The following is a 25,967-nucleotide window of genomic DNA, read 5'->3' as shown; positions in this document are numbered from 1 at the left end:
TTCAGCTGCGGGACGGCGCGATCACCAGCGATTCTCCTTCCAGCACCACCTTGTCGCCGACGCGGCATTGCGTGGAGAGGCGCACCCGTTTCTTTTCCGGGATCAGCTCTTCGACGGTGACGCGGGTGGTGACGGTTTCGCCGATGCGCACCGGCGCCTTGAAGCGGGTGGACTGCGACAGGTAGACGGTGCCGTAGCCGGGGAGGCGGGTGCCGATCACGCCGGAGATCAGGCTGGCGGTCAGCATGCCGTGGGCGATGCGGGTCTCGAAAGGCGTGGTGGCTGCGTAGGTCTGGTCCAGATGCACTGGATTGTTGTCGCCGCTGACGGCGGAGAACAGCAATACGTCGGCCTCGGTGATGGTTTTGCCGGTTTCGGCGCTGGCGCCGACGGCCAGATCCTCGAAATAGACGGTCATGACAACTCCCTGTGAGATTTATGACGGGGAAATGTTGCAGTGCATTGTGACAGCTTTGGCCTGAAATGCAAACCGCAGGGAAATGACGTACTATCGACGCCGAGTTGCATTTTCACCACGCGCCGCGCCGGCGCGTACAAACCAAACGCTCGTTTGAATTTTGCTTGGGGCATAATCAGGCTCTGCTGGCCGTCGTTGCCTTCCGCGTTCGATTAACCCACAGAAGTTTGCTGGAGGAATATGAAAGTTCTAGTCGCAGTGAAACGCGTTGTCGATTACAACGTGAAAGTCCGCGTCAAAGCCGACGGCAGCGACGTTGATATCGCCAACGTCAAGATGTCGATGAACCCTTTCGACGAGATCGCCGTGGAAGAGGCGGTGCGTCTGAAGGAAGCCGGCAAAGTGAGCGAGATCATCGCCGTGTCCATGGGCGTCAAGCAGTGCGAGGAAACACTGCGCACCGCGCTGGCGATGGGAGCCGACCGCGCCATCCTGGTGGAAACCGATGTCGAGCTGCAGCCGCTGGCGGTGGCCAAGCTGCTGAAGGCCGTCGCCGACAAGGAGCAGCCGCAACTGGTGATCCTGGGCAAGCAGGCGATCGACGACGACGCCAACCAGACCGGCCAGATGACTTCCGCGCTGCTGGGCTGGTCCCAGGGCACTTTCGCCTCCAAGGTGGACCTGGCGGCCGAGACCGTGGACGTGATCCGCGAGATCGACGGCGGCCTGGAGACCGTCAAGCTGCGCCTGCCGGCCGTGGTCACCGCCGACCTGCGCCTGAACGAGCCGCGCTTCATCAAGTTGCCCAACATCATGGCCGCCAAGAAAAAGCCGCTGGACAAGACCACGCCGGCCGATCTGGGCGTTGACGCCGCTCCGCGCCTGAAGACGCTGAAAGTGGCCGAGCCGGCCAAGCGTTCCGCCGGCATCAAGGTGGCCAACGCCGCCGAACTGGTCGCCAAACTCAAGAACGAAGCAAAGGTGCTGTAAGACATGGCTATTCTCGTTATCGCTGAACACGACAACCAGAGCCTGAAGACAGGCACCCTGAACACCATCACCGCCGCGGCCAAGCTGGGCGAAGTGCACGTGCTGGTGGCCGGCCACAACGCCGCCGCCGCAGCCGATGCCGCCAAGTGCGTGGCCGGCGTGGCCAAGGTGCTGCTGGCCGACGCCGCCCACTACGCGCATGGCCTGGCCGAAAGCCTGTCAGCGCTGGTTGTCGGCCTGGCCAAGGACTACAGCCACGTGCTGGCTCCGGCCTCGTCCTTCGGCAAGAACCTGCTGCCGCGCGTCGCCGCGCTGCTGGACGTCGCCCAGATTTCCGAAATCGTCGCCATCGAATCGGCCGACACCTTCGTGCGGCCGGTCTACGCCGGCAACGTGCTGGCCACCGTGCAGTCGGCTGACGCGATCAAGGTGATCACCGTGCGCACCACCGCTTTCGACCCGGCAGGCCAGGGCGGTTCGGCCGCGGTGGAAACCATCGCCGCCGGCGCCGACAGCCAGTTGTCCGCCTTCGTAGGCCAGGAACTGACCAAGTCCGACCGTCCGGAGCTGGGCTCGGCCAAGGTCATCGTGTCCGGCGGCCGCGCGCTGGGTTCGGAAGAGCAGTTCAAGGCCGTGATCGGCCCGCTGGCCGACAAGCTGTCCGCCGCCGTCGGCGCCTCGCGCGCCGCGGTGGACGCCGGCTACGCGCCGAACGACTATCAGGTCGGCCAGACCGGCAAGGTGGTGGCGCCGCAGCTGTACTTCGCCGTCGGCATCTCCGGCGCGATCCAGCACCTGGCGGGCATGAAGGATTCCAAGGTGATCGTCGCGATCAACAAGGACGAGGAGGCCCCGATCTTCCAGGTGGCCGACTACGGCATCGTCGGCGACCTGTTCGCCGTGGTGCCGGAACTGATCGCCGAACTGTCGAAGTAAGCGACAGCCGGGGGCGGCCGCAAGCGCCCCCGACCGAGCAGGCAGCATAGCCGCCGGAACCAACAACAGCAGCCGGCGCCCTATCAGGGAGCGCCGGTTTTTTTTATGGCCCGCGGCGCGGGCCGACGCGAGAGAAGCAGAGGAGAAGCGCGATGATTTATCACGCCCCAATCAAAGACATCCGATTTGCATTGAACGAGCTGGCCGATCTGGCGGCGATCTGCGGGCTGCCGGGCTACGGCGAGTGCTCGGTGGAGCTCACCGACGCGGTGCTGGAAGAGGGCGCCAAGTTCGCCGAGGGCGTGCTGGCGCCGATCAACAAGCAGGGCGACCAGGGCGCCAAGTGGAAGGACGGCGAAGTGACTGCCGCGCCGGGCTTCAAGGATGCCTGGCAGCAGTACGTCGAATCGGGCTGGGTGGGCCTGCGCGCGCCGGAGGAATATGGCGGCCAGGGCATGCCGGCGCTGGTGGCGGCGGCGGTGGAGGAAATGTGGTGTTCGTCCAATCTGGCGTTCTCGCTGGCGCCGCTGCTGACGCTGGGCGCGGTTGAGGCTATCCATCATCACGCATCGGATGAGCTGAAGAGCGTCTATCTGCCGATGATGGCCAGCGGCCAGTGGACCGGCACCATGAACCTGACCGAGCCGCAGGCCGGCTCCGACCTGGCCCAAGTGCGCTCCAAGGCGACGCCGGCCGCCGACGGCAGCTATCGCGTCAGCGGCCAGAAGATCTTCATCACCTGGGGCGAGCACGACATGGCCGAGAACATCGTCCATCTGGTGCTGGCGCGCCTGCCGGACGCGCCGGCCGGGGTGAAGGGCATCTCGCTGTTCATCGTGCCCAAGTTCCTGGTGAAAGCCGACGGCTCGCTCGGCGCGCGCAACGACGTGCGCTGCGTGTCGCTGGAGCACAAGCTGGGCATTCACGGCAGCCCGACAGCGGTGATGAGCTTCGGCGACAACGACGGCGCGGTCGGCTACCTGGTCGGCGAGCCGAACAAGGGCCTGAACTACATGTTCACCATGATGAACCACGCCCGCCTGGGCGTGGGCATCGAGGGCGTGGCGGTGTCCGAGCGCGCCTACCAGAAAGCGGTGGAGTACGCGCGCGATCGGGTGCAGAGCCGCGCGGTCGGTTCGCCCGATCCAGCCGGGGTGGCCATCATCCGGCACCCGGACGTGCGCCGCATGTTGATGACGATGCGCGCCCAGATCGAAGCGCAGCGCGCGCTGACCTTCTACGCCGCGGCCGCGCTGGACCGCGCCGCGCGCCATCCGGTGGCGGACGAAGCCGCCCGCAACCAGGCGCTGCTGAATTTCCTGATTCCCATCGTCAAGGGCTGGAACACCGAGCAGGCCAACGAGATCACCAGCCTGGCCGTCCAGGTGCACGGCGGCATGGGCTACATCGAGGAGACCGGCGTCGCCCAGTACTACCGCGACGCCCGCATCACCGCCATCTACGAAGGCACCACAGGCATCCAGGCGCTGGACCTTATCGGCCGCAAGACGGCGATGGATCAAGGCGCGGTCGCCCGCGCGCTGCTGGCCGAGGCGCAGTCTACGGCGAACAAGCTGCAGGCCGCGGGGTTCGATTCCGCCGCCGGCAACCTCTCCGCAGCGATCGCCGACGCCGAGCGCTGCGTCGCCTTCATCCTGGAAACCTTCGGCGCCCAGCCGCAGCTGGCCGCCGCCGGTTCGGTGCCGTTCCTGAAGCTGATGGGCATCGTGCTGGGCGGCTGGCAGCTGGGCCGCGCCGCGCTGATCGCCAAGGAGAAGCTGCAGGACGCCGATGCGGACAGCGATTTCCTGAACGCCAAGATCATCACCGCGCGTTTCTTCGCCGATCACTTGCTGCCGCAGGTTTCCGGCCTGACGGCGGCGATCCTGAATGGCGCCGACAGCGCGCTTGCTCTGGATGACAGCCAGTTTTGACCGGCTAGAGCCGACATGCGGACGCCGCGGCCTCGCCGCGGCGTTTTTTTATGCGAAAATGCCGAAAGTTTGCTTTTTCCCGATGTGAATTTCTTGTTCGGATGCGATGAGAATCAAGCGGCAAGGGAATCGGCTGTAAATATTAACGATGACTAAATTTTCATCTGTCATCAAATATTCAGGCAGCCTATTGCAAAATCGTGCTCTTGCTGCTTAATCTAGCGTGCCTGCTGTGACAGTCGCTCAGCAAATTTACGATACGGAAGGCCGATGGTTTCAGGGGACAAGACAATCATGCGCCGCAAGCTGGACTTCAGCCGCTGGCGGCTGCCGGGCCGGCAGTGGCACAAGGCCCTGCCCGCCGCGGCGCTGGGACTGGCCGCTTTCTGGCTGGGCCAGCAGTTGAGCGCGCTGCTCGCGCCTTCCGCGCCAAACTACCGTGATCTGGCTCCGGCCCAGCCGCAGGCCGCCGCGGCCGCGGCGGCGCAGGGACATTGGTTCGGCGAGGCGCCGCAGCAGCCGGTGGCGGCTTTGCCGCCGGTCCGGCTGTTGGGCGTGTACGCGCCCAGCCGCGACGGCGTGCAGGGCTTCGCCATCATCGACAGCAACGGCCACCCCGAGCCGCTGTTGCAGGGCAAGCAGACGCCTGACGGCTGGGAGCTGGTCAAGGTCGCGCCCAATGGCGTCACCTTGCGCTCAGGCGGCAACGAGCAGTTCGTTCCGCTGCAGCGGCAGAGCGGCGCAGGCGGCGGCGACATGCCGCAATCCGCGCCGTCGCAGCCTCCCGCGGTGCAGCCGGCCCAGCCCATGCCCGGCGCCGTACCCATTCCGATTCCGGGCCAGAACGCCGTACCCGATGCCCAGCCTCAACCCGCGGTGGATCCCGCCGCGATGATTCGCCAATAAGAGAGTGCAATGCGAATTTCCAAGCTCGTCGCCGCCCTGGCCCTGGTTTACAGTTGCAATCTGCTCGCCGCGCCGCAAAACGATACGGTCATGCTCAACTTCGTCAATGCCGACATCGAGACCGTGGTCAAGGCGATAGGCGAGATCAGCGGCAAGAACTTCATCATCGATCCGCGCGTCAAGGGCACGGTCAACATCGTTTCCAGCCGGCCGGTGCCGCGCGCGCTGTCCTACCAGGTGCTGTTGTCGTCCCTGCGTCTGCAGGGCTTCTCCGCGGTGGAGGGCAACGGCGTGATCAAGATCGTGCCGGAAGCGGACGCCAAACTGCACGCCAAGGCCAGCAAGAACATTCCGCGCGGCGACGGCGACCGTCTGATCACCAAGGTGTTTGCGCTGAAAAACAGCAACGCCAACCAGCTGGTGCCGGTGATACGGCCGCTGGTGTCGCCCAACAACACGGTGGCCGCCTATCCGCAGTCCAACGCGCTGATCGTCACCGACTACGCCGACAACATCCAGCGCATCGAATCCATCATCGAATCGGTGGAATCGGCGGCGGCGGGCGACACCGTGGTGATCCCGGTGCTGTTCGGCTCCGCGGTGGAGCTGGCCAATTCGCTGAACAAGCTGATGCAGGAGGGCGGCGCCGACGGCGGCAAGACCACCATCCTGGCCGACGCCCGCGCCAACGTGCTGATGGTGCGCGCCGACACCCCGGGCAAGATCGGCAAGGTCAAGAGCCTGCTCAAGGTGCTGGACCAGCCCAGCCAGGCCGGCTCGAATGTCCGCGTGGTGTACTTGAAAAACGCCCAGGCGTCCGAGGTGGCCAAGACGCTGCGCCTGCTGCTGGCCAGCGAGGGCAGTCCGGTTCAGGCGCGCAGCACGATCAATACCGCGACCACCACTGGCGGCGGCGCGAGCCTGATGTCTTCCGCCACCAGCGCCGGCACGGGGAACGGCGCCTCGGCGCAGAACCCGGTGTCCTCGCCCGACGCCGGCGCGGGTGCCGCGGCCTCTGCCGCGTCTTCGTCCTCCGCGCCGTCGGGCGCCGGCATCGGCACGATGATCCAGGCCGACAGCAACAGCAACGCGCTGATCCTCAACGTGCCGGACCCGATGTATCAGAACCTGCGCAACGTGATCGACCTGCTGGACAAGCGCCGCGCCCAGGTTTACGTCGAAGCGCTGGTGATGGAAGTGACGGCCAGCCGCGCCACCAAGATTGGGGTGCAGTGGGCGGCCAATGTGCATGGCAACGGACTGATCGGCAACAGCCTGCCCGGCCCGGCTTCGCCTTCCCTGCTGCCGAGCGGCAGCGGCGCCGCCTCCGGTACGCCTAGCACGCCGCTGAGCTCGCTGGTCAGCAGCCTGACCGGAGGCGGCCTGACCGCCGCCATCGTCAACACCATCACCGTGGGCGGCGTGCAGATCCCGACGCTGGGCCTGCTGGCCCAGGCATTGGAGCAGGAGGCGCAAGGCAATCTGGTGGCCAGCCCGCAGTTGGTGACGATGGACAACGAGGAAGCCAAGATCGTGATCGGCCAGGAGATCGGGGTGCTCAGCGCCTCTTACCCGGCGGGTTCCAGCGGCACCTCCAACGCGCCTTACAATACTTATGACCGCAAGACGGTGGGTTTCGGCCTGAAGATCACCCCGCAGATATCCGAGGGCGGCACCATCCGCATGAAGATCAGCCAAGCGGCCGACTCCATCGACGCCACCACGCTGAACGCGGCCGCCGGCCCGACCTTCAACCGCCGCACGCTGGACACGGTGGTGACGGTCGGCGACGGCGGGCTGGTGGCGCTGGGCGGCTTGACCCAGGAAACCACGACCAACGCCGAGGACAAGGTGCCGCTGCTGGGCGATATCCCCGTCATCGGCAATCTGTTCAAGTATCAGGGCAAGGAGCGCAAGAAGAGCAATCTGATGATCTTCATCCGCCCCACCATCATTCGCGACGAGATCGGCAATCGCGCCGTGGCCGGCGAGCGCTACGGCTATGTGATGGAAGACGCGATGCGGAATGCAGACCGCAAGTTGCCGCTAAGCCTGAACGACCAGTTGAAGGCGCCGGCGGCCGGCAGCATACACGGCGCGCTGAATGCGCTGGATACGCTGAACAAGTCGGAAGACAACGCCAAGGCCAAGCAATGATGCAAGCCAAGTTCGCGACGCTGCTGCCCTTTCCCTTCGCCCGCGCCAACGGGGTCATCCTGCTGGACGGCGAAGTCGGCCGGGTGCTGCTGCTGCGCGAGGACGCCAGGCCGGCGGCCTGGGCCGAGGCGCTGCGGGTGCACGGCGGCGAGCTGTCGGGCGTGGAGACGCTGACGGCCTCCCAATTCGAGAAGCGCCTGTCCGAGCACTACGCCAGCCGCGACGGCGCGGCGGCGGAGATGGTGGACGACATCGGCCAGGACATGGACCTGAACCAGATGGTCGAGTCCTTGCCGACGGTGGAGGACCTGCTGGAAAGCGAGGGCGACGCGCCCATCATCCGCATGATCAACGCGCTGCTCACCCAGGCGCTGCGCGACGGCGCGTCCGACATCCACATCGAGGCCTTCGAGGATCGCTCCACCGTTCGCTTCCGCCTGGACGGCACGCTGCGCGACGTGGTCAGCCCGCATCGCGCGCTGCACGCGGCGATGGTGTCGCGGATCAAGATCATGGCCAATCTCGACATCGCCGAGAAGCGCATTCCGCAGGACGGCCGCATCTCGCTGCGCCTGGGCGGCCGGCCGGTGGACGTGCGGGTGTCGACGCTGCCCACCAGCCACGGCGAGCGGGTGGTGCTGCGTCTTCTGGACAAGGAAAACGCCAAGCTGGACCTGGCCACGCTGGGCATGGCCGCCGACACGCTGGCCTCGGTGGATACCTTGATCCGCCAGCCGCACGGCATCCTGCTGGTCACCGGCCCCACCGGCTCCGGCAAGACCACCACGCTGTACGCGGCGCTGTCGCGGCTGGACTCGGCCCACACCAACATCATGACGGTGGAAGACCCGGTGGAGTACCACCTGGACGGCGTCGGCCAGACCCAGGTCAACGCCCGCATCGACATGACTTTCGCCAAGGCGCTGCGCGCGATCCTGCGGCAGGACCCGGATGTGGTGATGATAGGCGAGATCCGCGACCTGGAAACCGCGCAGATCGCGGTGCAGGCATCGTTGACCGGCCACCTGGTGCTGGCCACGCTGCACACCAACGACGCCGCCAGCGCGGTGACCCGGCTCACCGACATGGGCGTCGAGCCCTTCCTGCTGGCCTCCAGCTTGCTGGGCGTGATGGCGCAGCGGCTGGTGCGGCGCGTCTGCCCGCAATGCAAGGCGCCGCATCCGGTGCCGCTGGACGACGCGCCGGAGACGGTGCATTACCGTCCGGTCGGTTGCCCGGCCTGCAGCCAGTCCGGCTACAAGGGCCGTTACGGCATCTATGAGCTGATGCTGATCGACGACACCATGCAGCGGCTGATCCACGATCGCGCCTCCGAACACCGGCTGCGCGACCACGCCGGCCGCCATGGCATGCGCAGCCTGCGCGATGACGGCATGCGCTGGGTCAAGGCCGGCGAGACCAGCCTGGAAGAAATCCTGCGGGTGACGAGGAGCTGATGGCGGCCTTCAAGTACACCGCCTACGACGCGGCGGGCAAGGAGCAGAGCGGCCTGCTGGAGGCGGATTCCGCCCGCGCGGCGCGCGGGCAGCTCAGGGAGCGCGGCCTGCTGCCGGTGACGGTGGACAGCGTCAACGCCAAGACCGGCGGCGCCGGCAGCAATGTGCTGCGCCGCGGCCTGCCGCGCGCCGAATTGGTGATGATCACCGAGCAGCTGTCGACGCTGCTCAACGCCGGCCTGACGCTGGAGAAGGCGCTGACCGCCGTCACCGAGCAATCGGAAAACGCCCGCAGCCGCACCGTGCTGGCGGCCCTGCGCAGCGACATCCTGGAGGGCAAGGGCTTTGCCCAGGCGCTGTCGTCGGCGCCAGGGGTGTTCTCGCCGCTGTACCGCTCGCTGGTGCAGGCCGGCGAGCAGTCCGGCCACCTGGACATGGTGATGTCGCGGCTGGCGGAATACCTGGACAAACGGCAGAACACCCAGCAGAAAGTGACGCTGGCGCTGGCCTACCCGGCGGTGGTGACGCTGGTCGCCATTCTGGTGGTGGGCGGCCTGATGAGCTACGTGGTGCCGCAGGTGGTCAGCGTGTTCGCCCAGACCAAGCAGACCTTGCCTTTCCTGACCCGCGCGCTGGTGGCCTGCAGCGATTTCCTGCGCCAGTGGGGCGTGGTCATGCTGATCGGCATTGTCGCGGCGGCTTTCCTGATCGTCCGCGCCTTGCGCGCGCCGGCGCTGAAGCGCCGTTTCCACGCCCGGGTGCTGAAGCTGCCGGTGTTCGGCCGGTTGTTCCGCGCGCTGAACACCGCGCGGATGGCCAGCACCTTGTCGATTCTGGTCGGGTCCGGCGTGCCGTTGCTGACCGCGCTGGAAACCGCGCGCGGCCTGATGACGATGCTGCCGATGCAGGACGCGGTGGCCGACGCGATGGCCAAGGTGCGCGAGGGCGTGTCGCTGTCGCGCGCGCTGAACGCCACCCGCCAGTTTCCGCCGGTATTGATCCACCTGATTTCCAGCGGCGAGGCCAGCGGCACGCTGTCCCACATGCTGGACCGCGCCGCCCAGCAGCAGGAGCAGGAGGTGGAGCGCAAGCTGGCCACCTTCACCACGCTGATGGAGCCGCTGCTGATCCTGGTGATGGGCGGCATGGTGCTGTTGATCGTGCTGGCCATCATGATGCCCATCATCGACATGAACCAGATGGTGCATTGAGCGTTCGCATGGATAGAGAATGGGCCCGCCGCGGCGGGCGCAATGATTTGGAAGAGACGCCGGGAAGCATTCCCGGCATGCATTCGGGAGAAAACATGAAAGCAGTTCGTCGCGCCGCTCAACGCGGTTTCACCCTGATCGAGATCATGGTCGTGATCGTCATCCTCGGCGTGCTGGCCGCGCTGGTGGTGCCCAAGGTGATGAGCCGCCCGGACGAGGCGCGCATCGTCGCCGCCAAGCAGGACATCGGCGCCATCAGCCAGGCGCTGAAGCTGTACCGGCTGGACAACGGCCGCTACCCCAGCACCGACCAGGGCCTGTCGGCGCTGGTGCAGAAGCCGACCGCCGCGCCGGAGCCCAAGAACTGGAAGCCAGGCGGCTACTTGGAGCGCCTGCCCAAGGATCCGTGGGGCAACGCCTACCAGTACGCCAATCCGGGCACTCACGGCGAGATCGACATCTGGAGCTTCGGCGCCGACGGCGAGCCGGGCGGCGAGGGCAACGACGCCGACATCGGCAACTGGGACAGCGGCAAGTAAGGCCGGGTCCGGAGAGAGGCAACGTGACTTCCGCCGCGCGCGCGCGCGGCTTCACGCTGATCGAGGTGATGGTGGTGATGCTGATCATCGGCGTGCTCGCCACCACCGTTACGCTCAGCCTGAGGCCGGACACCCATCGCCAGCTGAATGACGAGGGCTACCGCTTCGCGCGCGTGCTGGAGCAGGCCGGCGATCTGGCCGAGATGGGCGACACGCTGGCGCTCAGCTGGAACGGCAAGGGCTACGCCTTCAGCCGGCTGGACGACGACGGCGAATGGCAGCCGGTGACCGAGGAGCTGCTGGCCGCGCACGAGTGGCCGGACGGCATATCGGGCGAGGGCGCGCTGCAGGACGGCAAGCCCTGGAAGGGCGATCGGCCGCTGCTGCTGTGGCAGGACGGCCGGGCGGCGGCGCTGGCGCTCAGGCTGGACGGCGCCGGCCGGCGGCTGAGCGTGCTGCAGTCGCCGCTGGGCCGGGTGACGGTGGCGGACGGCTCATGAGGCGGCAGCAAGGCTTCACCCTGTTCGAAGTATTGGTCGCGCTGGCCATCATCGCGGTGGCGCTGGGCGCGCTGCTGCGCGCCACCGGCCTCGCCGCCGACAACGCGGAAGGCATGGAGCGCCGGATGCAGGCCAACTGGGAGGCGCAGAACCAGATCGCGATGCTGCAGGCGCTGCGGCAGTTTCCGGAGCCGGGCCAGCAGGCCGGAGAAAGCAAGGAAGATGGCGTCGAATGGCGCTGGGAGCGCGAAATCTCGCCGACGCCCAATCCCAATTTCCGCAAGGTGACGGTGCGCATCCTGGCGCCCGGCGCCGGGCATTACGTGCTGGCCGAGATGACCGGCTACCTGCGGCAGCAGGCGGGAGGCGGCGGTTGAGCGCGCGGCGGCAGGGCGGCATGACGCTGCTGGAAATCCTGGTGGCGATGAGCCTGTTGGCCATCCTGTCGGTGATGGGCTACAAGGCTTTCGGCTCGCTGCTGATCGCCCGCGAGCGGCTGATGCAGACCGGCGAGCAGTGGGTGGACGTGGCGCGCGCCTTCCGCCGGCTGGAGAGCGATCTGGGAGGCCTGCAGCCGGCGGCCAACGCGGCCGAGCAGCAGCAGGGGCTGACGCTGGGCGTCAGCAGCCTGGTTCTGCAGCCGGACGGCAAGGGCCAGGCGCTGATGCTGGAGGCGGTGTCCACCCGCTACCCCAGCGGACGGGAGCGCATCGTCTACCAGAGCGGCGAGGGCGGCGTCAGCTGGTCGGCTGGAGACGCCGGCGGCGCGTCGCCCATCGTTTACGCGCTGCTGGGGCGCGACATGCGCGTCGATTGGCGGGTGCTGCTCAACGACGGCAGCTGGCAGGAGGCGTGGCCCATGGGCGACGCGGCCCAGGGACGCGTGCCCCGGGCGCTGGAAATGCGGGTGAGAATGCCGGGCAAGCAGCAGGCGCGGCGGATATGGGTGTTGCCATGAGGCGGCGGCAATCCGGCATGGCGGTGATCATGGCGCTGCTGATCGTCGCGCTGGCCACCACCGCGGCCAGCCTGGTGCTGTGGCAGCAGGGCTTGTGGTGGCACCAGCTGGAGAACGACAAGAGCCGAGCCCAGCTGCGGCTGGTGGCCGACGCCGGCCTGGGCTGGGCGATGGAAATCCTGCGCTTCAACAATGGTCCGGCCGGCAACGGCGTGGTGGCGCTGTCCCAGCTGTGGGCGCAGCCCTTGCCGCAGACCGAGGCGCAGGGCGTGAAGGTGAGCGGCGCGCTGGAAGACCTGCAGGGCCGCTTCAACATCAATTCGCTGGTGCTCAATGGCCAGACCAACGCCAAGCAGCTGAAATTCTACAAGAGGCTTCTCAGTTCGCTGGGCTTGCCGGGCAAACTGTCGGAACCGCTGCTGAAGGAGCTACGCGGCGGCAAGGACGAAGACGAGAAGCCGAGCGGGGACGGCGCGGCCGCGGCGCCGCAGCCCAATCGCCCGCTGACGCGGGTGGAGATGCTGCGCTGGCTGCCGGGCTACACGACCGAGGTGATGGAAAAGCTTTTGCCGCATATCGCGGCGCTGCCGCCGTCGGTGACGCAGATCAACGTCAACACCGCGACCGGCGAGGTGCTGAAGGCGATGCTGCCCGGCATGGGCGACGGCAATCTGATGGTGCTGATGAAGCAGCGGCAGACCAATTATTTCAAGGACGCCAATGATTTCAAGGCGAGGCTGCCGGGCGGCGGCTTCGTCTTTCCGGACGTGGACATCGGCGCCGGATCCTCTTATTTCCTGTTGAACAGCCGGGCGGGCTACGGCAAGGCCAGGCTGTCGATGCGGGCGATGATTTACAGCAATCAGAACATCGTCAAACTGGTTTGGCGACAAGAAGGCAACAATGGCCGCAGCCAGCAGGCGCGGCCAGGTGGAGACAAACATGACGACGCTGCGACTCTATCTGCGTCCGGGCTGGCCCGATAGCGAGCCCGGCCTGCCCTGGGCCCTGCTGAACGCCCGCGGCGAGCTCTCCGCCCAGGGAGACAGCGCGCCCGGCGGCTGGCCCAAGGCCGAGCAGTGCGAGCTGGTGCTGCCGGCGGGCCGCACGCTGTTCACCGACGTGAAGCTGCCTGACGCGGTCAAGCAGCCGACGCCGGCCGTGATGGGTTTCGCGCTGGAGGAGGGGCTGGCCAACGATCCCGGCGCCAATCTTTACGCGCTGGGCGAGGCGCTGGCCGGCGGCCGGCGCGCGGTGGCGGTCACCGAGGCGGCCGGCCTGCGGCGCGCGGTGGCCATGCTCAAGAATCTGGGCCGGCTGTGCGACCGCATCGTGCCCGAGGAGTGCCTGCTCTCGCCGCCGCCGGCCGACGGCTGGAGCGTGACCCGCCTGGCCGACCGCTGGCTGGTGCGCGCCGCCGCGCCGTACGCGGCCAGCCTGCCGCGGGCGGGGGGGCAAATGGAGCACGCCCTGTTCGCCTCGCTGCTGGCGGCGAGGCAGCCGGCGCGGCTGCGCTTGCACGGGGTGGACAGCGCCGACGAGGTGCTGGCCCATCTGCCCGGCTGGCAAGGCGAGGCCGCGCGCGGCGACGCGCACGACTGGCGCAGCGGCCGCCGCCAGGCGGGTTACGACTTCGCCCAGGGCGATCTGGCCGCCAACCGCTACTGGCGCGACTGGGCGCCGTCGCTGAAGAAGACCGGCTGGCTGCTGGGCGGGCTGCTGATCGCGCAGATCGCGCTGACGCTGGGCCAGTCCGGTTGGTACGCGTGGCGGAAGCACAGCCTGTCGCAGCAGATCCGCGCGGCGGCCACGCCGTGGATAGGCGGCCAGGCGCAGCCCGGCAGCAGCGCGCTGGCGATGACGCGGGCGGTGGACAAGCTCAGGCTCAGTCACGGCCAGCCGGCGCGCGACGATCTGGTGGAGCTGATGGGCGCGCTGGCGGCTGTCAGCGGGCGCGAGCTGCAAGTGCGGACGCTGGAGTACGAAGCCGGCAGGCTCAAGCTGCAGGTGGGCGAGGTGCCGGCGGAAAGCCTGGCGCGCTGGCGCAAGCTGCTGGCGGCGCGGCAGATCATGCTGGACGCGACGAGCAGCCAGCCCGGCAGCAAGCAACTGGTGGTGGCGCGGGAGCCGTGACGATGAAAGCCTACAAGCAACAATTTCTCGAATACTGGAGCCAGCGCAGCCCGCGGGAGCAGCGGCTGCTGGCGGCGATGGCCGCGGTGCTGGGCGCGACGCTGCTGTATCTGGCGGTATGGGAGCCGGCCAGCTCTTCCCTGCAGCGCAACCGGGCCTCGGTCGCGCGGCTGCAGGCCGAATTGGGCGCGGTGAGCGCATTGGCCGATGAGGCCGCCAAGCTCAAGCGCCAACCGGCGCAGACGCCGCTGCCGGCCAAGGAGCTGATCCCGCTGCTGCAGCAGACGGCCAAGAGCCAGGGCCTGTCGGTGGCCGGGCTGCAATTCAACGCCGACGGCGATTCCGGCGTGTCGATGGAGGGCGTGGTCGGCTTCGACGACTGGGTGCGCTTCGTCGGCATCCTGGCCGCGCAGCAGCAGGTGCGGGTGGTCAACGTCAAGGCGGAGGCGCAGCCGGTGCCGGGGCAGGTGAAGATCAAGGCGCTGCTGGCGCACGCGGGGGCGGCGGCATGAGACAGCGGATCTTGAAATGGCTGGGCGTGGCCGCGCTGCTGTTGGCCGGCTTGTTGTCGTCGCTGCCGGCCAGCTGGCTGTCCTGGCCGGTGTCGCGCTACAGCGATGGGCGTTGGGGCGTCAGCGAAGCCAGGGGCACGGTCTGGGACGGCGGCGCGAAGCTGGTCTACCTAGGGCAGGCCGGCGAGGTGCGCAACATGAGTCCGCTGGCGTGGAAATGGCAGCCCAAGGCCTTGCTGTCCGGCCTGCTGGTCTGGCATCTGGACAGCGCCGGCCAGCCGGGCATGCTGCAGCTGGGCTTCGGCAAGCAGGAGGTCAGGGGGCTCGCGCTGTCGCTGCCGGTGGCGGCGCTGGCCGATCTGTCCAAGACTTGGCAGGCGGCGCGGCTGGGCGGCGAGCTGCAGCTGAACATTCCGCAGCTGGCGCGCCAGGGCAAGGACGTCAGCGGCGCCGTGCAGATCGCTTGGCGCGGCGCGTCGTCGCCGTTGACCACGGTGCTGCCCTTCGGCAGCTACCAGCTGGATGTCGCCGGCACGGGCCAGGGGCTGAACCTGAATCTGTCGACGCTGGAAGGGCCGCTGATGCTCAGCGGCCAGGGCGCGTTGCCGGCCGGCGGCACTTTCCACATGGCAGGCACAGCCGACAGCCCGCAGGACAAGTACGATGCGTTGAAGCCCTTGATGCTGATGCTGGGCCAACCGGCCGGCCCGACCAGCGTCAGCTGGCAGGTGAAGCCGGGTATGTGACGTTTTTTTGAAAAATGGCGCCTGTCGTATTGTGCAAGTGCAAAATGCGCGGTATTATAGAAAGGTTTAACCAAACGGGACAGGCGCAGGCGCCGAGTCCCGTTATTCACATAAGAATTTTGAAAATCCCAGGGTGTGCAAACGAAACCGGCTCAGCCGGTTTTTGTGTAAGCGCCCGAGCAATGCAACAGGAGCCAGCCAGTGTCAAACCTCCCCGCAATCCTTGTCTTGGCTGACGGCACGCTTTTCAGAGGTAGTGCTATCGGTGCCGCCGGCCACACGGTCGGCGAGGTGGTATTCAATACCGCCATCACCGGTTACCAGGAGATCCTGACGGATCCCTCCTATACCAGGCAGATCGTCACACTCACTTATCCGCACATCGGCAATGTCGGCGCGAATTCGGAAGACACCGAATCCCGCGCCGTTTTTGCATCAGGGCTGATCATTCGCGATCTGCCGCTCTTGCACAGCAACTTCCGCGCCGAAGATTCGCTGTCCGATTACCTGAAGAAGCACAAGCTGGTGGCGATCGCCGACATCGACACCCGCAAGCTGACGCGCATCCTGCGCGAGAAGGGCGCCCAGGCTGGCTGCATCATGGCCGGGGACATCGACGAGGCCAAGGCCCTGGAACTGGCGCGCGGCTTCGGCAGCATGGCCGGCCAGGATCTGGCCAAGGTCGTCAGCTGCCAGAAACCGTACGCCTGGACCGAGAAGCAATGGAAGCTGGGCGCGGGCTACCAAGTGCAGTCGTCCACCCGCTACCACGTCGTGGCCTACGACTTCGGCGTCAAGCACAACATCCTGCGCATGCTGGCCGAGCGCGGTTGCCAGCTGACCATCGTGCCGGCGCAAACGCCGGCCGCCGATGTGCTGGCGATGAATCCGCATGGCGTATTCCTGTCCAACGGCCCCGGTGATCCGGAGCCGTGCGACTACGCGATTGCCGCGATCCGCGACATCCTGGAGACCAAACTGCCGGTGTTCGGCATCTGTCTGGGCCACCAGCTCTTGGGCCTGGCCACCGGCGCCGCCACTTCCAAGATGAAATTCGGCCACCACGGCGCCAACCATCCGGTGCAGGATCTGGACAGCGGCCGCGTGATGATCACCAGCCAGAACCACGGCTTCCAGGTGGATGAGACCAGCCTGCCGGCCAATGTCCGCGTCACCCACCGCTCGCTGTTCGACGGCACGGTGCAGGGCATCGCGCTGACCGACCGCCCGGCCTTCTCGTTCCAGGGCCACCCGGAAGCCAGCCCGGGGCCGGAGGACGTGGCTTATCTGTTCGACCGTTTCATCGACGCGATGGCCGCGCGGCAGTAAGGGCGGAGTCGAATCATGTTGGGCATTACCGACCTTACCACCTACCTGATCGGCACGCTGATCGTCATCCTGTTGCCGGGGCCGAACGCCATGTATGTGCTGTCTGTGGCGGCGCAACGCGGCAAGCGCGCCGGTTTCGCCGCGGCGGGCGGTGTGGTCAGCGGCGACTTCATCCTGATGACGCTGGCGGCCACCGGCGCGGCCGGCCTGCTGCAGGCCAACCCGGCGCTGTTCGCGGTGGTCAAGTACATCGGTGGCGGCTATCTGGCCTGGCTGGGCGTCAATATGCTGAAGTCCGGCATCCTGGCCTGGCGCCGCGCGCGCCGCGGCGACGAGTCGCCGGCCAAGGCGTCGGCGCTGTCCGGCGGCCACCCGTACCGCAAGGCGCTGCTGATCAGCCTGATGAACCCGAAGGCCATCTTGTTCTTCGTGTCCTTCTTCGTGCAGTTTGTCGATCCGGCCTACCCGCACCCGGCGGTCACCTTCGCCGCGCTGGGCGCCATCGTCCAGTGCTGCAGCATCGCCAACCTGTCGATGCTGATCCTGCTGGGCGACAAGCTGGCCGCGGCCTTCCGCCGCCGCCGCAAGCTGACGGCGGCGCTGGGCGGCTCGGTGGGCGCGGTGTTCGTCGGGTTCGGCGCCAAGCTGGCGGCGGCCAGCCTGTAAGGTCGAAAGTAAACATGCCGCGCCGCCGGGGAGGGGGCGCGGCCGGAAAAATACAAGTCATCAAAGAGTAGAAGCCATGCCAAAGCGTACCGACATCAAAAGCATTCTGATCATTGGCGCCGGCCCGATCGTCATCGGCCAGGCCTGCGAGTTCGACTATTCCGGCGCCCAGGCTTGCAAGGCGCTGCGCGAGGAGGGCTACAAAGTCATCCTGGTCAACTCCAACCCGGCTACCATCATGACCGACCCGGACATGGCCGATGTCACCTACATCGAGCCCATCAGCTGGGCTGTGGTGGAAAAGATCATCGCCAAGGAGCGTCCGGACGCCATCCTGCCGACCATGGGCGGCCAGACCGCGCTGAATTGCGCGCTGGACCTGGCCAAGCACGGCGTGCTCGAAAAATATAAAGTGGAGCTGATCGGCGCCACCGAAGACGCCATCGACAAGGCGGAGGACCGCGGCCGTTTCAAGGAAGCGATGGCCAAGATCGGCCTGTCCTGCCCGCTGTCCTTCGTCTGCCACACCATGGAAGAGTCGCTGGAGGCGCAGGCCAAGGTGGGTTTCCCCACGCTGATCCGCCCGTCCTTCACCATGGGCGGCTCCGGCGGCGGCATCGCCTACAACAAGGAAGAGTTCCTGGCGATCTGCGAGCGCGGGTTCGAAGCTTCCCCCACTCATGAGTTGCTGATCGAGCAGTCGGTGCTGGGCTGGAAGGAATACGAGATGGAAGTCGTTCGCGACAAGAACGACAACTGCATCATCATCTGTTCGATCGAAAACTTCGACCCGATGGGCGTGCACACCGGCGACTCCATCACCGTGGCGCCGGCGCAGACGCTGACCGACAAGGAATACCAGATCATGCGCAACGCCTCCTTGGCGGTGCTGCGCGAGATCGGCGTGGACACCGGCGGCTCCAACGTGCAGTTCGCCACCAATCCGGCCACCGGCGAGATGATCGTCATCGAGATGAACCCGCGCGTCAGCCGTTCCTCCGCGCTGGCGTCCAAGGCCACCGGCTTCCCGATCGCCAAGATCGCCGCCAAGCTGGCGGTGGGCTTCACGCTGGACGAACTGAAGAACGACATCACCGGCGGCGCCACCCCGGCTTCGTTCGAACCGTCGATCGACTACGTGGTCACCAAGATTCCGCGCTTCGCCTTCGAGAAATTCCCGCAGGCCGACGACCGCCTGACCACCCAGATGAAGTCGGTGGGCGAGGTGATGGCCATGGGCCGCACGCTGCAGGAATCGATGCAAAAAGCCCTGCGCGGTTTGGAAACCGGCCTGGCCGGCTTCGACTCGGTGACCTCCGACGAAGCCGCCATCCGCCACGAGCTGGGCGCGCCGGGACCGGAGCGCATCCTGTACGTGGCCGACGGCTTCCGCATCGGCATGAGCCGCGACGACATCCACGCGGTCAGCAAGATCGATCCGTGGTTCCTGGCCCAGATCGAGGACATCATCGGCGAGGAACAGGCGCTGGCCGGCCGCCAGATCGAGGACATGGACTACGCCGAGCTGCGTCGCCTGAAGCGCAAGGGCTTCTCCGACCGCCGTTTGGGCGAGCTGTTGGGCTCCGACCAGGCCGCGGTGCGCGCCAAGCGCTGGGCGCTGAACCTGCACCCGGTGTACAAGCGCGTAGACACCTGCGCCGCCGAGTTCGCCACCAACACCGCCTACATGTACTCCAGCTACGAGGAAGAGTGCGAGTCCAATCCGTCCGACCGCAAGAAGGTGATGGTGCTGGGCGGCGGGCCCAACCGCATCGGCCAGGGCATCGAGTTCGACTACTGCTGCGTGCATGCGGCATTGAGCCTGCGCGAATCCGGCTTCGAGACCATCATGGTCAACTGCAACCCGGAAACCGTGTCCACCGACTACGACACCTCCGACCGCCTGTATTTCGAGCCGCTGACGCTGGAAGACGTGCTGGAGATCTGCCGCATCGAGAAGCCGTTCGGCGTCATCGTCCAGTACGGCGGCCAGACCCCGCTGAAACTGGCGCGCGCGCTGGAAGCCAACGGTGTGCCCATCATCGGCACCACGCCTGACATGATCGATGCCGCCGAGGACCGCGAGCGCTTCCAGAAGCTGTTGAACGAGCTGGGCCTGAAGCAGCCGCCGAACCGCACCGCGCGCGCGCCGGCCGAAGCGATGAAGCTGGCTGACGAAATCGGCTACCCGCTGGTGGTGCGCCCGTCTTACGTATTGGGCGGCCGCGCGATGGAGATCGTCCATGAGCCGGCCGACCTGGAACGCTACATGCGCGAGGCGGTGAAGGTGTCGAACGACAGCCCGGTGCTGCTGGACCGCTTCCTCAACGACGCCATCGAAGTGGACGTCGACTGCGTGTCCGACGGCGAGACCGTGGTGATCGGCGGCATCATGCAGCACGTGGAGCAGGCCGGCGTCCACTCCGGCGACTCCGCCTGCTCGCTGCCGGCCTACAGTCTGTTCCCGGCGCTGCAGGACGAAATCCGCCGCCAGACCGAGGCGATGGCCCGCGCGCTGAACGTGGTCGGCCTGATGAACGTGCAGTTCGCCATTCAGGGCGACACCATCTACGTGCTGGAAGTGAACCCGCGCGCTTCGCGCACCGTGCCCTTCGTCTCCAAGGTGACCTCCGCGCCGCTGGCCAAGATCGCCGCCCGCGCGATGGCCGGCATCAGCCTGGTCGAGCAGGGTTTCACCAAGGAGGTGATCCCGCCGTTCTACGCGGTGAAGGAAGCCGTGTTCCCCTTCATCAAGTTCCCCGGCGTGGACACCATCCTGGGACCGGAAATGAAGTCCACCGGCGAGGTGATGGGTGTCGGCAAGACTTTCGCCGAAGCCTACGTCAAGGCGCAGCTGGGCGCGGGCGACCGCCTGCCCAAAACCGGCAAGGTGTTCCTGTCGGTGCGCGACTCCGACAAGAATGGCGTCGTCGACGTGGCGCGCGAGCTGCAGCGGCTGGGCTTCGGCGTCTGCGCGACGCGGGGCACCGCCAAGCACCTGACCGATGCCGGCCTGATCGTGCAAGTGGTCAACAAGGTGAACGAGGGCCGTCCGCACATCGTCGACATGATCAAGAACGGCGAGGTGGATCTGGTGATCAATACCGTGGACGAGCAGCGCACAGCGATCCAGGACAGCCATTCGATCCGCCGCTCCGCGCTGCAGGCGCGCGTGCCGCAGTACACCACGCTGTCCGCCGCCAAGGCGGTGTGCGTGGGCCTGAAGCACGCCGAATCCTTCGATGTGTACAGCGTGCAGCAGCTGCACGCGCAGATCGCCGGCTGAAAGGGAGTGGCCGCCGGTAGGCTTTGATGCGGAAGCGATTTGCCGTTACAATTCCGCTCAAACCCGCTCGCGCAAGCCGCCGTCCCGTACGGCGGCTTGTGCTTTTGATGAAGGCGGACAACCGCCTGTGGAGAATACTGTAATGATCAAAGTCCCGTTGACTGTACGCGGCGCCGAGCTTCTGAAGGAAGAGCTGCAACGCTTGAAGAGCGTGGAGCGCCCGTCGGTGATCGAGGCGATCGCCGAGGCTCGCTCGCATGGCGACCTGTCGGAAAATGCCGAGTACGACGCGGCCAAGGAACGCCAGGCCTTCGTGGAAGGCCGCATCGCCGAGCTGGAAGGCAAGCTGTCCAATGCCGTGATCATCGATCCGTCCGAGCTGGACGCCGACGGCCGCGTGGTATTCGGCGCCACGGTCGATCTGATGGACCTGGAAACCGAAGAGAGCGTCACCTACCAGATCGTCGGCGACGACGAGGCCGACATCAAGGTGTGCAAGGTGTCGGTCAATTCTCCGATCTCGCGCGCGCTGATCGGCAAGGAAGCGGGCGACGTGGCCGAAGTAGTGGCCCCGGGCGGCATCCGCGAGTACGAAGTGCTCGACGTCAAATACATCTGATCCGGACCGCGCGGCCTTGACCGCGCGTTTTTCATCGGCCGCGTCTGTTGCCGAGCATGGGGGTGAAAATGGACGGCTTGCGTGCAGTGGCCAAGACCTTATGGATTGGCGGTTTGTGGGTGATCGGCCTGATCGTGGCGCCGGTGCTGTTCAAGTCTCTGGACGCGGCGACCGCCGGCATGGTGGCGGGGCGCCTGTTCGCGGCCATCGCCTGGGTTGGACTGGTGTGCGGGGTGTTCCTGCTGGTCGACCAGGTATGGCGCAACGGGGTGGCGGGCCTGAAGCAGGGCGCGTTCTGGCTGATCGTAGGGATGCTGGCGTGCACGTTGATCAACCAGTTCGGCGTCGCGCCCATCATCGTCACCTTGAAGCAGCAGATGAACCACGCGGCCGAAGGGCTGTTCGGCGGCGGCTTCGCCACCTGGCATGCGATTTCCAGCCTGATTTACCTGGTGCAGAGCGTGCTCGGTCTCGCCTATATCTGGCGCAGCGAGTGACGGCGCAATAAAAAAGCGGTGGCTGGGCCACCGCTTTTTTTCATCCGCCAGGCGGGAGGGCTCAGCCCTTCATCGCCTGCTTGTTCTTCGGCAGCGCGATGCGAGCCTTGTCGCTGGGGCGCCACAGCACCAGCAGCTTGCCGATGTGCTGCACCGGGGCGCAACCCAGTTCTTCGCAGATCTGCTCGAACATGGCGATGCGGGCTTCGCGGTCGTCGCCTTGCACGCGCACCTTGATCAGTTCGTGGGCGTCCAGGCTGATGGCGATTTCGCGCACCACGGACTCGGTCAGGCCGTTGTTGCCTACCATCACCACCGGGTCGATGCCGTGCGCCAGACCCTGCAGGTACTTGCGCTGAAACGGCTTGATGTCAATTTTCATGGAAACATGGAATTCAAAGCAAAACGCGATTCTACTAGAATTTGGCTCCAGGCCCAAAGTTTGGGGCTGAAATAACCGAAAAACAACAGGATAGCGCGCCGCCCGGCGCGCATCGGCTATCCTGACGATTGAACCGACAGAAAGCACCGCCGCGTATGGCAAGAAGCAAGAGCAGCAACAGCTGGTTGCAGGAGCACGTCAACGATCCCTATGTGAACATGGCGCAAAAGGACGGCTACCGCGCCCGCGCAGCCTACAAGCTGCTGGAAATCAACGACAAGGACAAGCTGATCCGTCCCGGCACCGTGCTGGCCGATCTGGGCTCCACGCCGGGCAGCTGGTCGCAGGTGGCGGCGCGCATCGTCGGCGATTCGGGCAAGGTGTTCGCGCTGGACATCCTGGAGATGGATCCTGTGCCCGGCGTCGATTTCATCCAGGGCGACTTCCGCGAGGAAGAGGTTTTGCGCGAATTCGAGCAATTGTTGGGCGGACGCGAGCTTGATCTTGTAATTTCAGATATGGCGCCCAATATGTCAGGCATGAGCGCCATCGACCAGGCCAGGAGTTTCCTGCTATGCGAGCTGGCGTTGGAATTTGCGCGCGATCATTTGAAACCCGGCGGACATTTTCTCGTCAAAGTGTTCCAGGGAAGCGATTTCCAGTCCTATCTCAAGGCCATGCGAGAGCTGTTCGACGAGGTGGTGACGCGCAAGCCCAAGGCGTCGCGGGACCGTTCCAGTGAAATCTATCTGCTGGGCAAGGGGCGCCGCTGACATAAAAGGGCGCGCAGCGTACAATCGTAGCCATTCAATACAAGCAACCAAAAAGTCAGGGCACAGAGGAGTCCGCCACTCGTGAACAATATCGGCAAAAACATCGCCATCTGGGTGATCATCGGCTTGGTTCTGATGACCGTCTTCAATCAGTTCAATAAGCGCCAGGACACCCAGAACCAGCTCGAGTACTCGCAGTTCGTCAGCGATGTCGAGTCGGGCAAGGTGCAATCCCTGACCATCGAGGGGCATCCTTTGCGCGGCCAGTGGTTGAAGGGCAAACTGACCGACGGCACCGCGTTCTCCACTTTCGCGCCGTATGACCCGCAGCTGGTCGACGACCTGATCAAGAACAACGTGCGCTTCTCCGCCAAGCCGGAGGAAGAGCCGTCGATGCTGATGAGCATCTTCATCAGCTGGTTCCCGATGCTGCTCTTGATCGGCGTGTGGGTGTTCTTCATGCGCCAGATGCAGGGCGGTGGCAAGGGCGGCGCGTTCTCGTTCGGCAAGAGCAAGGCGCGCATGCTGGACCAGGACGCCAACACCGTGGTGTTCGCCGACGTGGCGGGCTGCGACGAGGCCAAGGAGGAGGTGAAGGAGATCGTCGATTACCTGCGCGATCCTTCCCGCTACCAGAGCCTGGGCGGCCGCATCCCGCGCGGCATCCTGCTGGCCGGCTCTCCCGGCACCGGCAAGACGCTGCTGGCCAAGGCCATCGCCGGCGAGGCCAAGGTGCCGTTCTTCAGCATCTCCGGCTCCGACTTCGTCGAAATGTTCGTCGGCGTGGGCGCGGCCCGCGTGCGCGACATGTTCGAGCAGGCGAAGAAGAACTCGCCCTGCATCATCTTCATCGATGAGATCGACGCGGTCGGCCGTCAGCGCGGCGCCGGTCTCGGCGGCGGCAACGATGAGCGCGAGCAGACGCTGAACCAGCTTCTGGTTGAGATGGACGGCTTCGACACCAATTCCACCGTGATTGTGATCGCCGCGACCAACCGTCCGGACGTGCTGGACCCGGCGCTGCAGCGTCCGGGCCGCTTCGACCGCCAGGTGGTGGTGCCGTTGCCGGACATCCGCGGCCGCGAGCAGATCCTGAACGTGCACATGCGCAAGGTGCCGATCGCCGCCGACGTCAACGCCGAGGTGATCGCGCGCGGCACGCCGGGCTTCTCCGGCGCCGACCTCGCCAACCTGATCAACGAGGCCGCCCTGTTCGCCGCCCGCCGCAACAAGCGCCTGGTGGACATGGAAGACCTGGAATCCGCCAAGGACAAGATCATGATGGGCGCCGAGCGCCGCAGCATGGTGATGACCGAGGAGGAGAAGCGCAACACCGCCTACCATGAGTCCGGCCACGCCGTCGTCGCCAAGCTGCTGCCGAAGTCCGACCCGGTGCACAAGGTCACCATCATTCCGCGCGGCCGCGCACTGGGCGTCACCATGCAGCTGCCGGAGCAGGACCGCTTCGCCTATGACCGCGGTTACCTGATGGATAGGCTGGCCATCCTGTTCGGCGGCCGCATCGCCGAAGAGCTGTTCATGAACCAGATGACCACCGGCGCCAGCAACGACTTCGAGCGCGCGACGCAAATGGCGCGCGACATGGTCACCCGCTACGGCATGTCCGACAAGCTGGGTCCGATGGTGTACGGCGAGAACGAGGGCGAAGTGTTCCTCGGCCGCTCGATCACCACGCACAAGAACCTGTCGGAAGCGACGATGCAGCAAGTGGACCAGGAAATCCGCCGCATCATCGACGAGCAATACGCGCTGGCGCGCCGTCTGCTGGAAGAGAACCGCGACAAGGTGGAGGCGATGACCGCCGCGCTTCTGGAGCTGGAAACCATAGACGCCGACCAGATCAACGACATCATGGAAGGCAAGCCGCCGCGTCCGCCCAAGCCGGGCAGCAGTTTCGCCGCCAAGCCGGAAGACAAGCCGGCCGAGCCGACCGCTCCTGTCGAGGCGACTTCCGATCCGGCCCAGGAAGTCTGATCGCCGCATCCGCCATAACCGGGCAAGCCTTCGCGGGCTTGCCCGGTTTTCTTTCCGCTCCTCGTTGTGTTGGCCAGGAGCGTCAGGAACGAGAATCATGATGAAAACCTTGCTTTGCGGGCGTTTCTCGCTCGATCTGTCCCGCCCCTTGGTGATGGGCATTCTCAACGTCACGCCGGATTCCTTCTCCGATGGCGGCCGCTTCAACCGCGTCGACGATGCGCTCGCGCGCGCCGAGGCGATGCTGGCCGAGGGCGCGGATATCCTCGACATCGGCGGCGAATCGACGCGGCCCGGCGCGCCCTTCGTCAGCCCGGAGGAAGAGATGGCGCGGGTGATGCCGGTGCTGGAGAAACTGCGCGGCATCGGCGCGCCGCTGTCGCTGGATACCCGCCGCGCCGAGGTGATGCGGGAAGCGCTGCGGCTTGGTGCGGTGGATCTGATCAACGACGTGTCGGCGCTGGAGGACGAGGGCGCGCTGCCGCTGGCCGCCGCCAGCCGCGCCGCGGTCTGCCTGATGCACAAGCAGGGCAATCCGGACACGATGCAGAATCGGCCCGAGTACGCCGACGTGGTGGCCGAGGTGGCCGATTACCTGAAACGCCGTCTCCAGCTGTGCCTGGACGCCGGCATCGCCCGCGAGCGGCTGCTGGTCGATCCCGGCTTTGGTTTCGGCAAGACGTTGGAGCACAATCTGGCTTTGCTCAAGCGGCTGGACGAGATCGAGCGCATCGCCGGGGCGCCGCTGCTGGTGGGCTTGTCGCGCAAGTCGATGCTGGGCGCGATCACCGGCGAGGACGCGCCGTCGGAAAGGCTGGGCGCCAGCGTCGCCGCGGCGCTGGAGTCGGCGCGGCGCGGCGCGGCGGTGATACGCGTGCACGACGTCAAGGCGACGCGCCAGGCGCTGCAGCTGTGGCAGGCGCTGCGGGATTGTTGATTTGACGCTGGTTTTCCCCCCGGCGGTAGTGGCAAAATGGCGGGCATCGCGCCTGCCAAGGCCCTGAACCGATACAGAGAATACTG

Annotated in this window: 25 protein-coding genes; 23 read left to right on the top strand and 2 right to left on the bottom strand. The window is 66.2% G+C overall.

Annotation, left to right across the window (positions count from 1 at the left end; genetic code table 11):
* Position 1: 1 nt before the first annotated feature.
* Complete coding sequence (locus VL52_RS02635; RefSeq protein ID WP_046155580.1) at positions 2–418, bottom strand: MaoC family dehydratase; 417 nt, start codon at positions 416–418, stop codon at positions 2–4.
* Between the two features lie 240 nt (positions 419–658).
* Between VL52_RS02635 and VL52_RS02630 the strand changes: the two genes are divergently transcribed.
* From VL52_RS02630 to VL52_RS02535, 20 genes are all read left to right on the top strand, one after another.
* Positions 659–1,408, top strand: coding sequence for an electron transfer flavoprotein subunit beta/FixA family protein (locus VL52_RS02630; RefSeq protein WP_021479161.1), 750 nt, complete (start codon positions 659–661; stop codon positions 1,406–1,408).
* A gap of 3 nt (positions 1,409–1,411) precedes the next feature.
* Complete coding sequence (locus VL52_RS02625; RefSeq protein ID WP_046155579.1) at positions 1,412–2,344, top strand: electron transfer flavoprotein subunit alpha/FixB family protein; 933 nt, start codon at positions 1,412–1,414, stop codon at positions 2,342–2,344.
* A 152-nt stretch (positions 2,345–2,496) separates the two neighbouring features.
* Positions 2,497–4,278 carry an acyl-CoA dehydrogenase gene (locus VL52_RS02620; protein ID WP_046155578.1) on the top strand — a complete coding sequence of 594 codons (1,782 nt, stop codon included), beginning with the start codon at positions 2,497–2,499 and terminating at the stop codon, positions 4,276–4,278.
* Between the two features lie 294 nt (positions 4,279–4,572).
* Complete coding sequence (locus tag VL52_RS02615) at positions 4,573–5,184, top strand: type II secretion system protein N (RefSeq protein ID WP_046155577.1); 612 nt, start codon at positions 4,573–4,575, stop codon at positions 5,182–5,184.
* A 9-nt stretch (positions 5,185–5,193) separates the two neighbouring features.
* Entirely contained in the window at positions 5,194–7,341 is a 2,148-nt protein-coding gene (gene gspD / locus VL52_RS02610) for a type II secretion system secretin GspD (protein ID WP_046155576.1), read from the top strand.
* Positions 7,338–8,798 carry a type II secretion system ATPase GspE gene (gspE, locus tag VL52_RS02605; protein ID WP_046155575.1) on the top strand — a complete coding sequence of 487 codons (1,461 nt, stop codon included), beginning with the start codon at positions 7,338–7,340 and terminating at the stop codon, positions 8,796–8,798. Before gspD ends, gspE begins: the two co-directional genes overlap by 4 nt.
* Positions 8,798–10,009, top strand: a complete 1,212-nt coding sequence (gene gspF, locus VL52_RS02600) for a type II secretion system inner membrane protein GspF (RefSeq protein ID WP_046155574.1) — start codon at positions 8,798–8,800, stop codon at positions 10,007–10,009. The genes gspE and gspF overlap by 1 nt, the downstream gene beginning before the upstream one ends.
* Positions 10,010–10,104: 95 nt before the next feature.
* A complete protein-coding gene (gene gspG, locus VL52_RS02595) occupies positions 10,105–10,548 on the top strand; it encodes a type II secretion system major pseudopilin GspG (RefSeq protein WP_144410143.1) in 444 nt (147 codons plus the stop codon).
* A 23-nt stretch (positions 10,549–10,571) separates the two neighbouring features.
* Positions 10,572–11,048, top strand: coding sequence for a prepilin-type N-terminal cleavage/methylation domain-containing protein (locus tag VL52_RS02590; protein WP_115617776.1), 477 nt, complete (start codon positions 10,572–10,574; stop codon positions 11,046–11,048).
* Complete coding sequence (gene gspI, locus VL52_RS02585) at positions 11,045–11,425, top strand: type II secretion system minor pseudopilin GspI (protein ID WP_046155573.1); 381 nt, start codon at positions 11,045–11,047, stop codon at positions 11,423–11,425. Before VL52_RS02590 ends, gspI begins: the two co-directional genes overlap by 4 nt.
* The gene (locus VL52_RS02580) at positions 11,422–12,006 is read left to right on the top strand and encodes a type II secretion system protein GspJ (protein ID WP_046155572.1); all 585 of its coding nucleotides are present in this window, start codon (positions 11,422–11,424) and stop codon (positions 12,004–12,006) included. The genes gspI and VL52_RS02580 overlap by 4 nt, the downstream gene beginning before the upstream one ends.
* Entirely contained in the window at positions 12,003–12,992 is a 990-nt protein-coding gene (gene gspK, locus VL52_RS02575; protein WP_160298905.1) for a type II secretion system minor pseudopilin GspK, read from the top strand. Before VL52_RS02580 ends, gspK begins: the two co-directional genes overlap by 4 nt.
* Complete coding sequence (gene gspL, locus VL52_RS02570; RefSeq protein WP_046155570.1) at positions 12,949–14,139, top strand: type II secretion system protein GspL; 1,191 nt, start codon at positions 12,949–12,951, stop codon at positions 14,137–14,139. The genes gspK and gspL overlap by 44 nt, the downstream gene beginning before the upstream one ends.
* A 2-nt stretch (positions 14,140–14,141) precedes the next feature.
* A complete protein-coding gene (locus tag VL52_RS23070) occupies positions 14,142–14,651 on the top strand; it encodes a type II secretion system protein M (RefSeq protein WP_052717299.1) in 510 nt (169 codons plus the stop codon).
* Positions 14,648–15,397: a type II secretion system protein N gene (locus VL52_RS02560; RefSeq protein WP_082113585.1), complete on the top strand. Its 750-nt coding sequence runs from the start codon at positions 14,648–14,650 to the stop codon at positions 15,395–15,397. The genes VL52_RS23070 and VL52_RS02560 overlap by 4 nt, the downstream gene beginning before the upstream one ends.
* Positions 15,398–15,598: 201 nt before the next feature.
* A complete protein-coding gene (gene carA, locus VL52_RS02555) occupies positions 15,599–16,726 on the top strand; it encodes a glutamine-hydrolyzing carbamoyl-phosphate synthase small subunit (RefSeq protein WP_046155568.1) in 1,128 nt (375 codons plus the stop codon).
* Between the two features lie 15 nt (positions 16,727–16,741).
* Entirely contained in the window at positions 16,742–17,392 is a 651-nt protein-coding gene (gene leuE / locus VL52_RS02550) for a leucine efflux protein LeuE (protein WP_046155567.1), read from the top strand.
* A gap of 76 nt (positions 17,393–17,468) precedes the next feature.
* On the top strand, positions 17,469–20,678 hold the full coding sequence (carB, locus tag VL52_RS02545) for a carbamoyl-phosphate synthase large subunit (protein WP_046155566.1): 3,210 nt from the start codon (positions 17,469–17,471) through the stop codon (positions 20,676–20,678).
* 142 nt (positions 20,679–20,820) lie between these two features.
* Complete coding sequence (gene greA / locus VL52_RS02540; protein WP_046155565.1) at positions 20,821–21,297, top strand: transcription elongation factor GreA; 477 nt, start codon at positions 20,821–20,823, stop codon at positions 21,295–21,297.
* 68 nt (positions 21,298–21,365) lie between these two features.
* On the top strand, positions 21,366–21,794 hold the full coding sequence (locus VL52_RS02535) for a DUF4149 domain-containing protein (RefSeq protein WP_021478722.1): 429 nt from the start codon (positions 21,366–21,368) through the stop codon (positions 21,792–21,794).
* Positions 21,795–21,855: 61 nt separating this feature from the next.
* Here the strand turns inward: VL52_RS02535 and yhbY are convergent, their stop codons facing one another.
* Positions 21,856–22,176, bottom strand: coding sequence for a ribosome assembly RNA-binding protein YhbY (gene yhbY, locus VL52_RS02530; RefSeq protein ID WP_021478723.1), 321 nt, complete (start codon positions 22,174–22,176; stop codon positions 21,856–21,858).
* Between the two features lie 155 nt (positions 22,177–22,331).
* On the opposite strand from yhbY, the gene rlmE reads away from it, so the two are divergent.
* The 3 genes from rlmE to folP all read left to right on the top strand — a co-directional run bounded on the left by rlmE (position 22,332) and on the right by folP (position 25,881).
* Positions 22,332–22,949: a 23S rRNA (uridine(2552)-2'-O)-methyltransferase RlmE gene (gene rlmE / locus VL52_RS02525; RefSeq protein WP_046155563.1), complete on the top strand. Its 618-nt coding sequence runs from the start codon at positions 22,332–22,334 to the stop codon at positions 22,947–22,949.
* An 81-nt stretch (positions 22,950–23,030) separates the two neighbouring features.
* Positions 23,031–24,944, top strand: a complete 1,914-nt coding sequence (gene ftsH / locus VL52_RS02520; RefSeq protein ID WP_046155562.1) for an ATP-dependent zinc metalloprotease FtsH — start codon at positions 23,031–23,033, stop codon at positions 24,942–24,944.
* Between the two features lie 100 nt (positions 24,945–25,044).
* Positions 25,045–25,881, top strand: a complete 837-nt coding sequence (gene folP, locus VL52_RS02515) for a dihydropteroate synthase (RefSeq protein WP_046155615.1) — start codon at positions 25,045–25,047, stop codon at positions 25,879–25,881.
* Positions 25,882–25,967 lie beyond the last annotated feature (86 nt).

Origin of the sequence: Chromobacterium vaccinii, from assembly GCF_000971335.1 — a bacterium.
In the GTDB taxonomy this organism is placed as follows: domain Bacteria; phylum Pseudomonadota; class Gammaproteobacteria; order Burkholderiales; family Chromobacteriaceae; genus Chromobacterium; species Chromobacterium vaccinii.
This window is presented reverse-complemented; position numbering and strand designations above follow the sequence as displayed.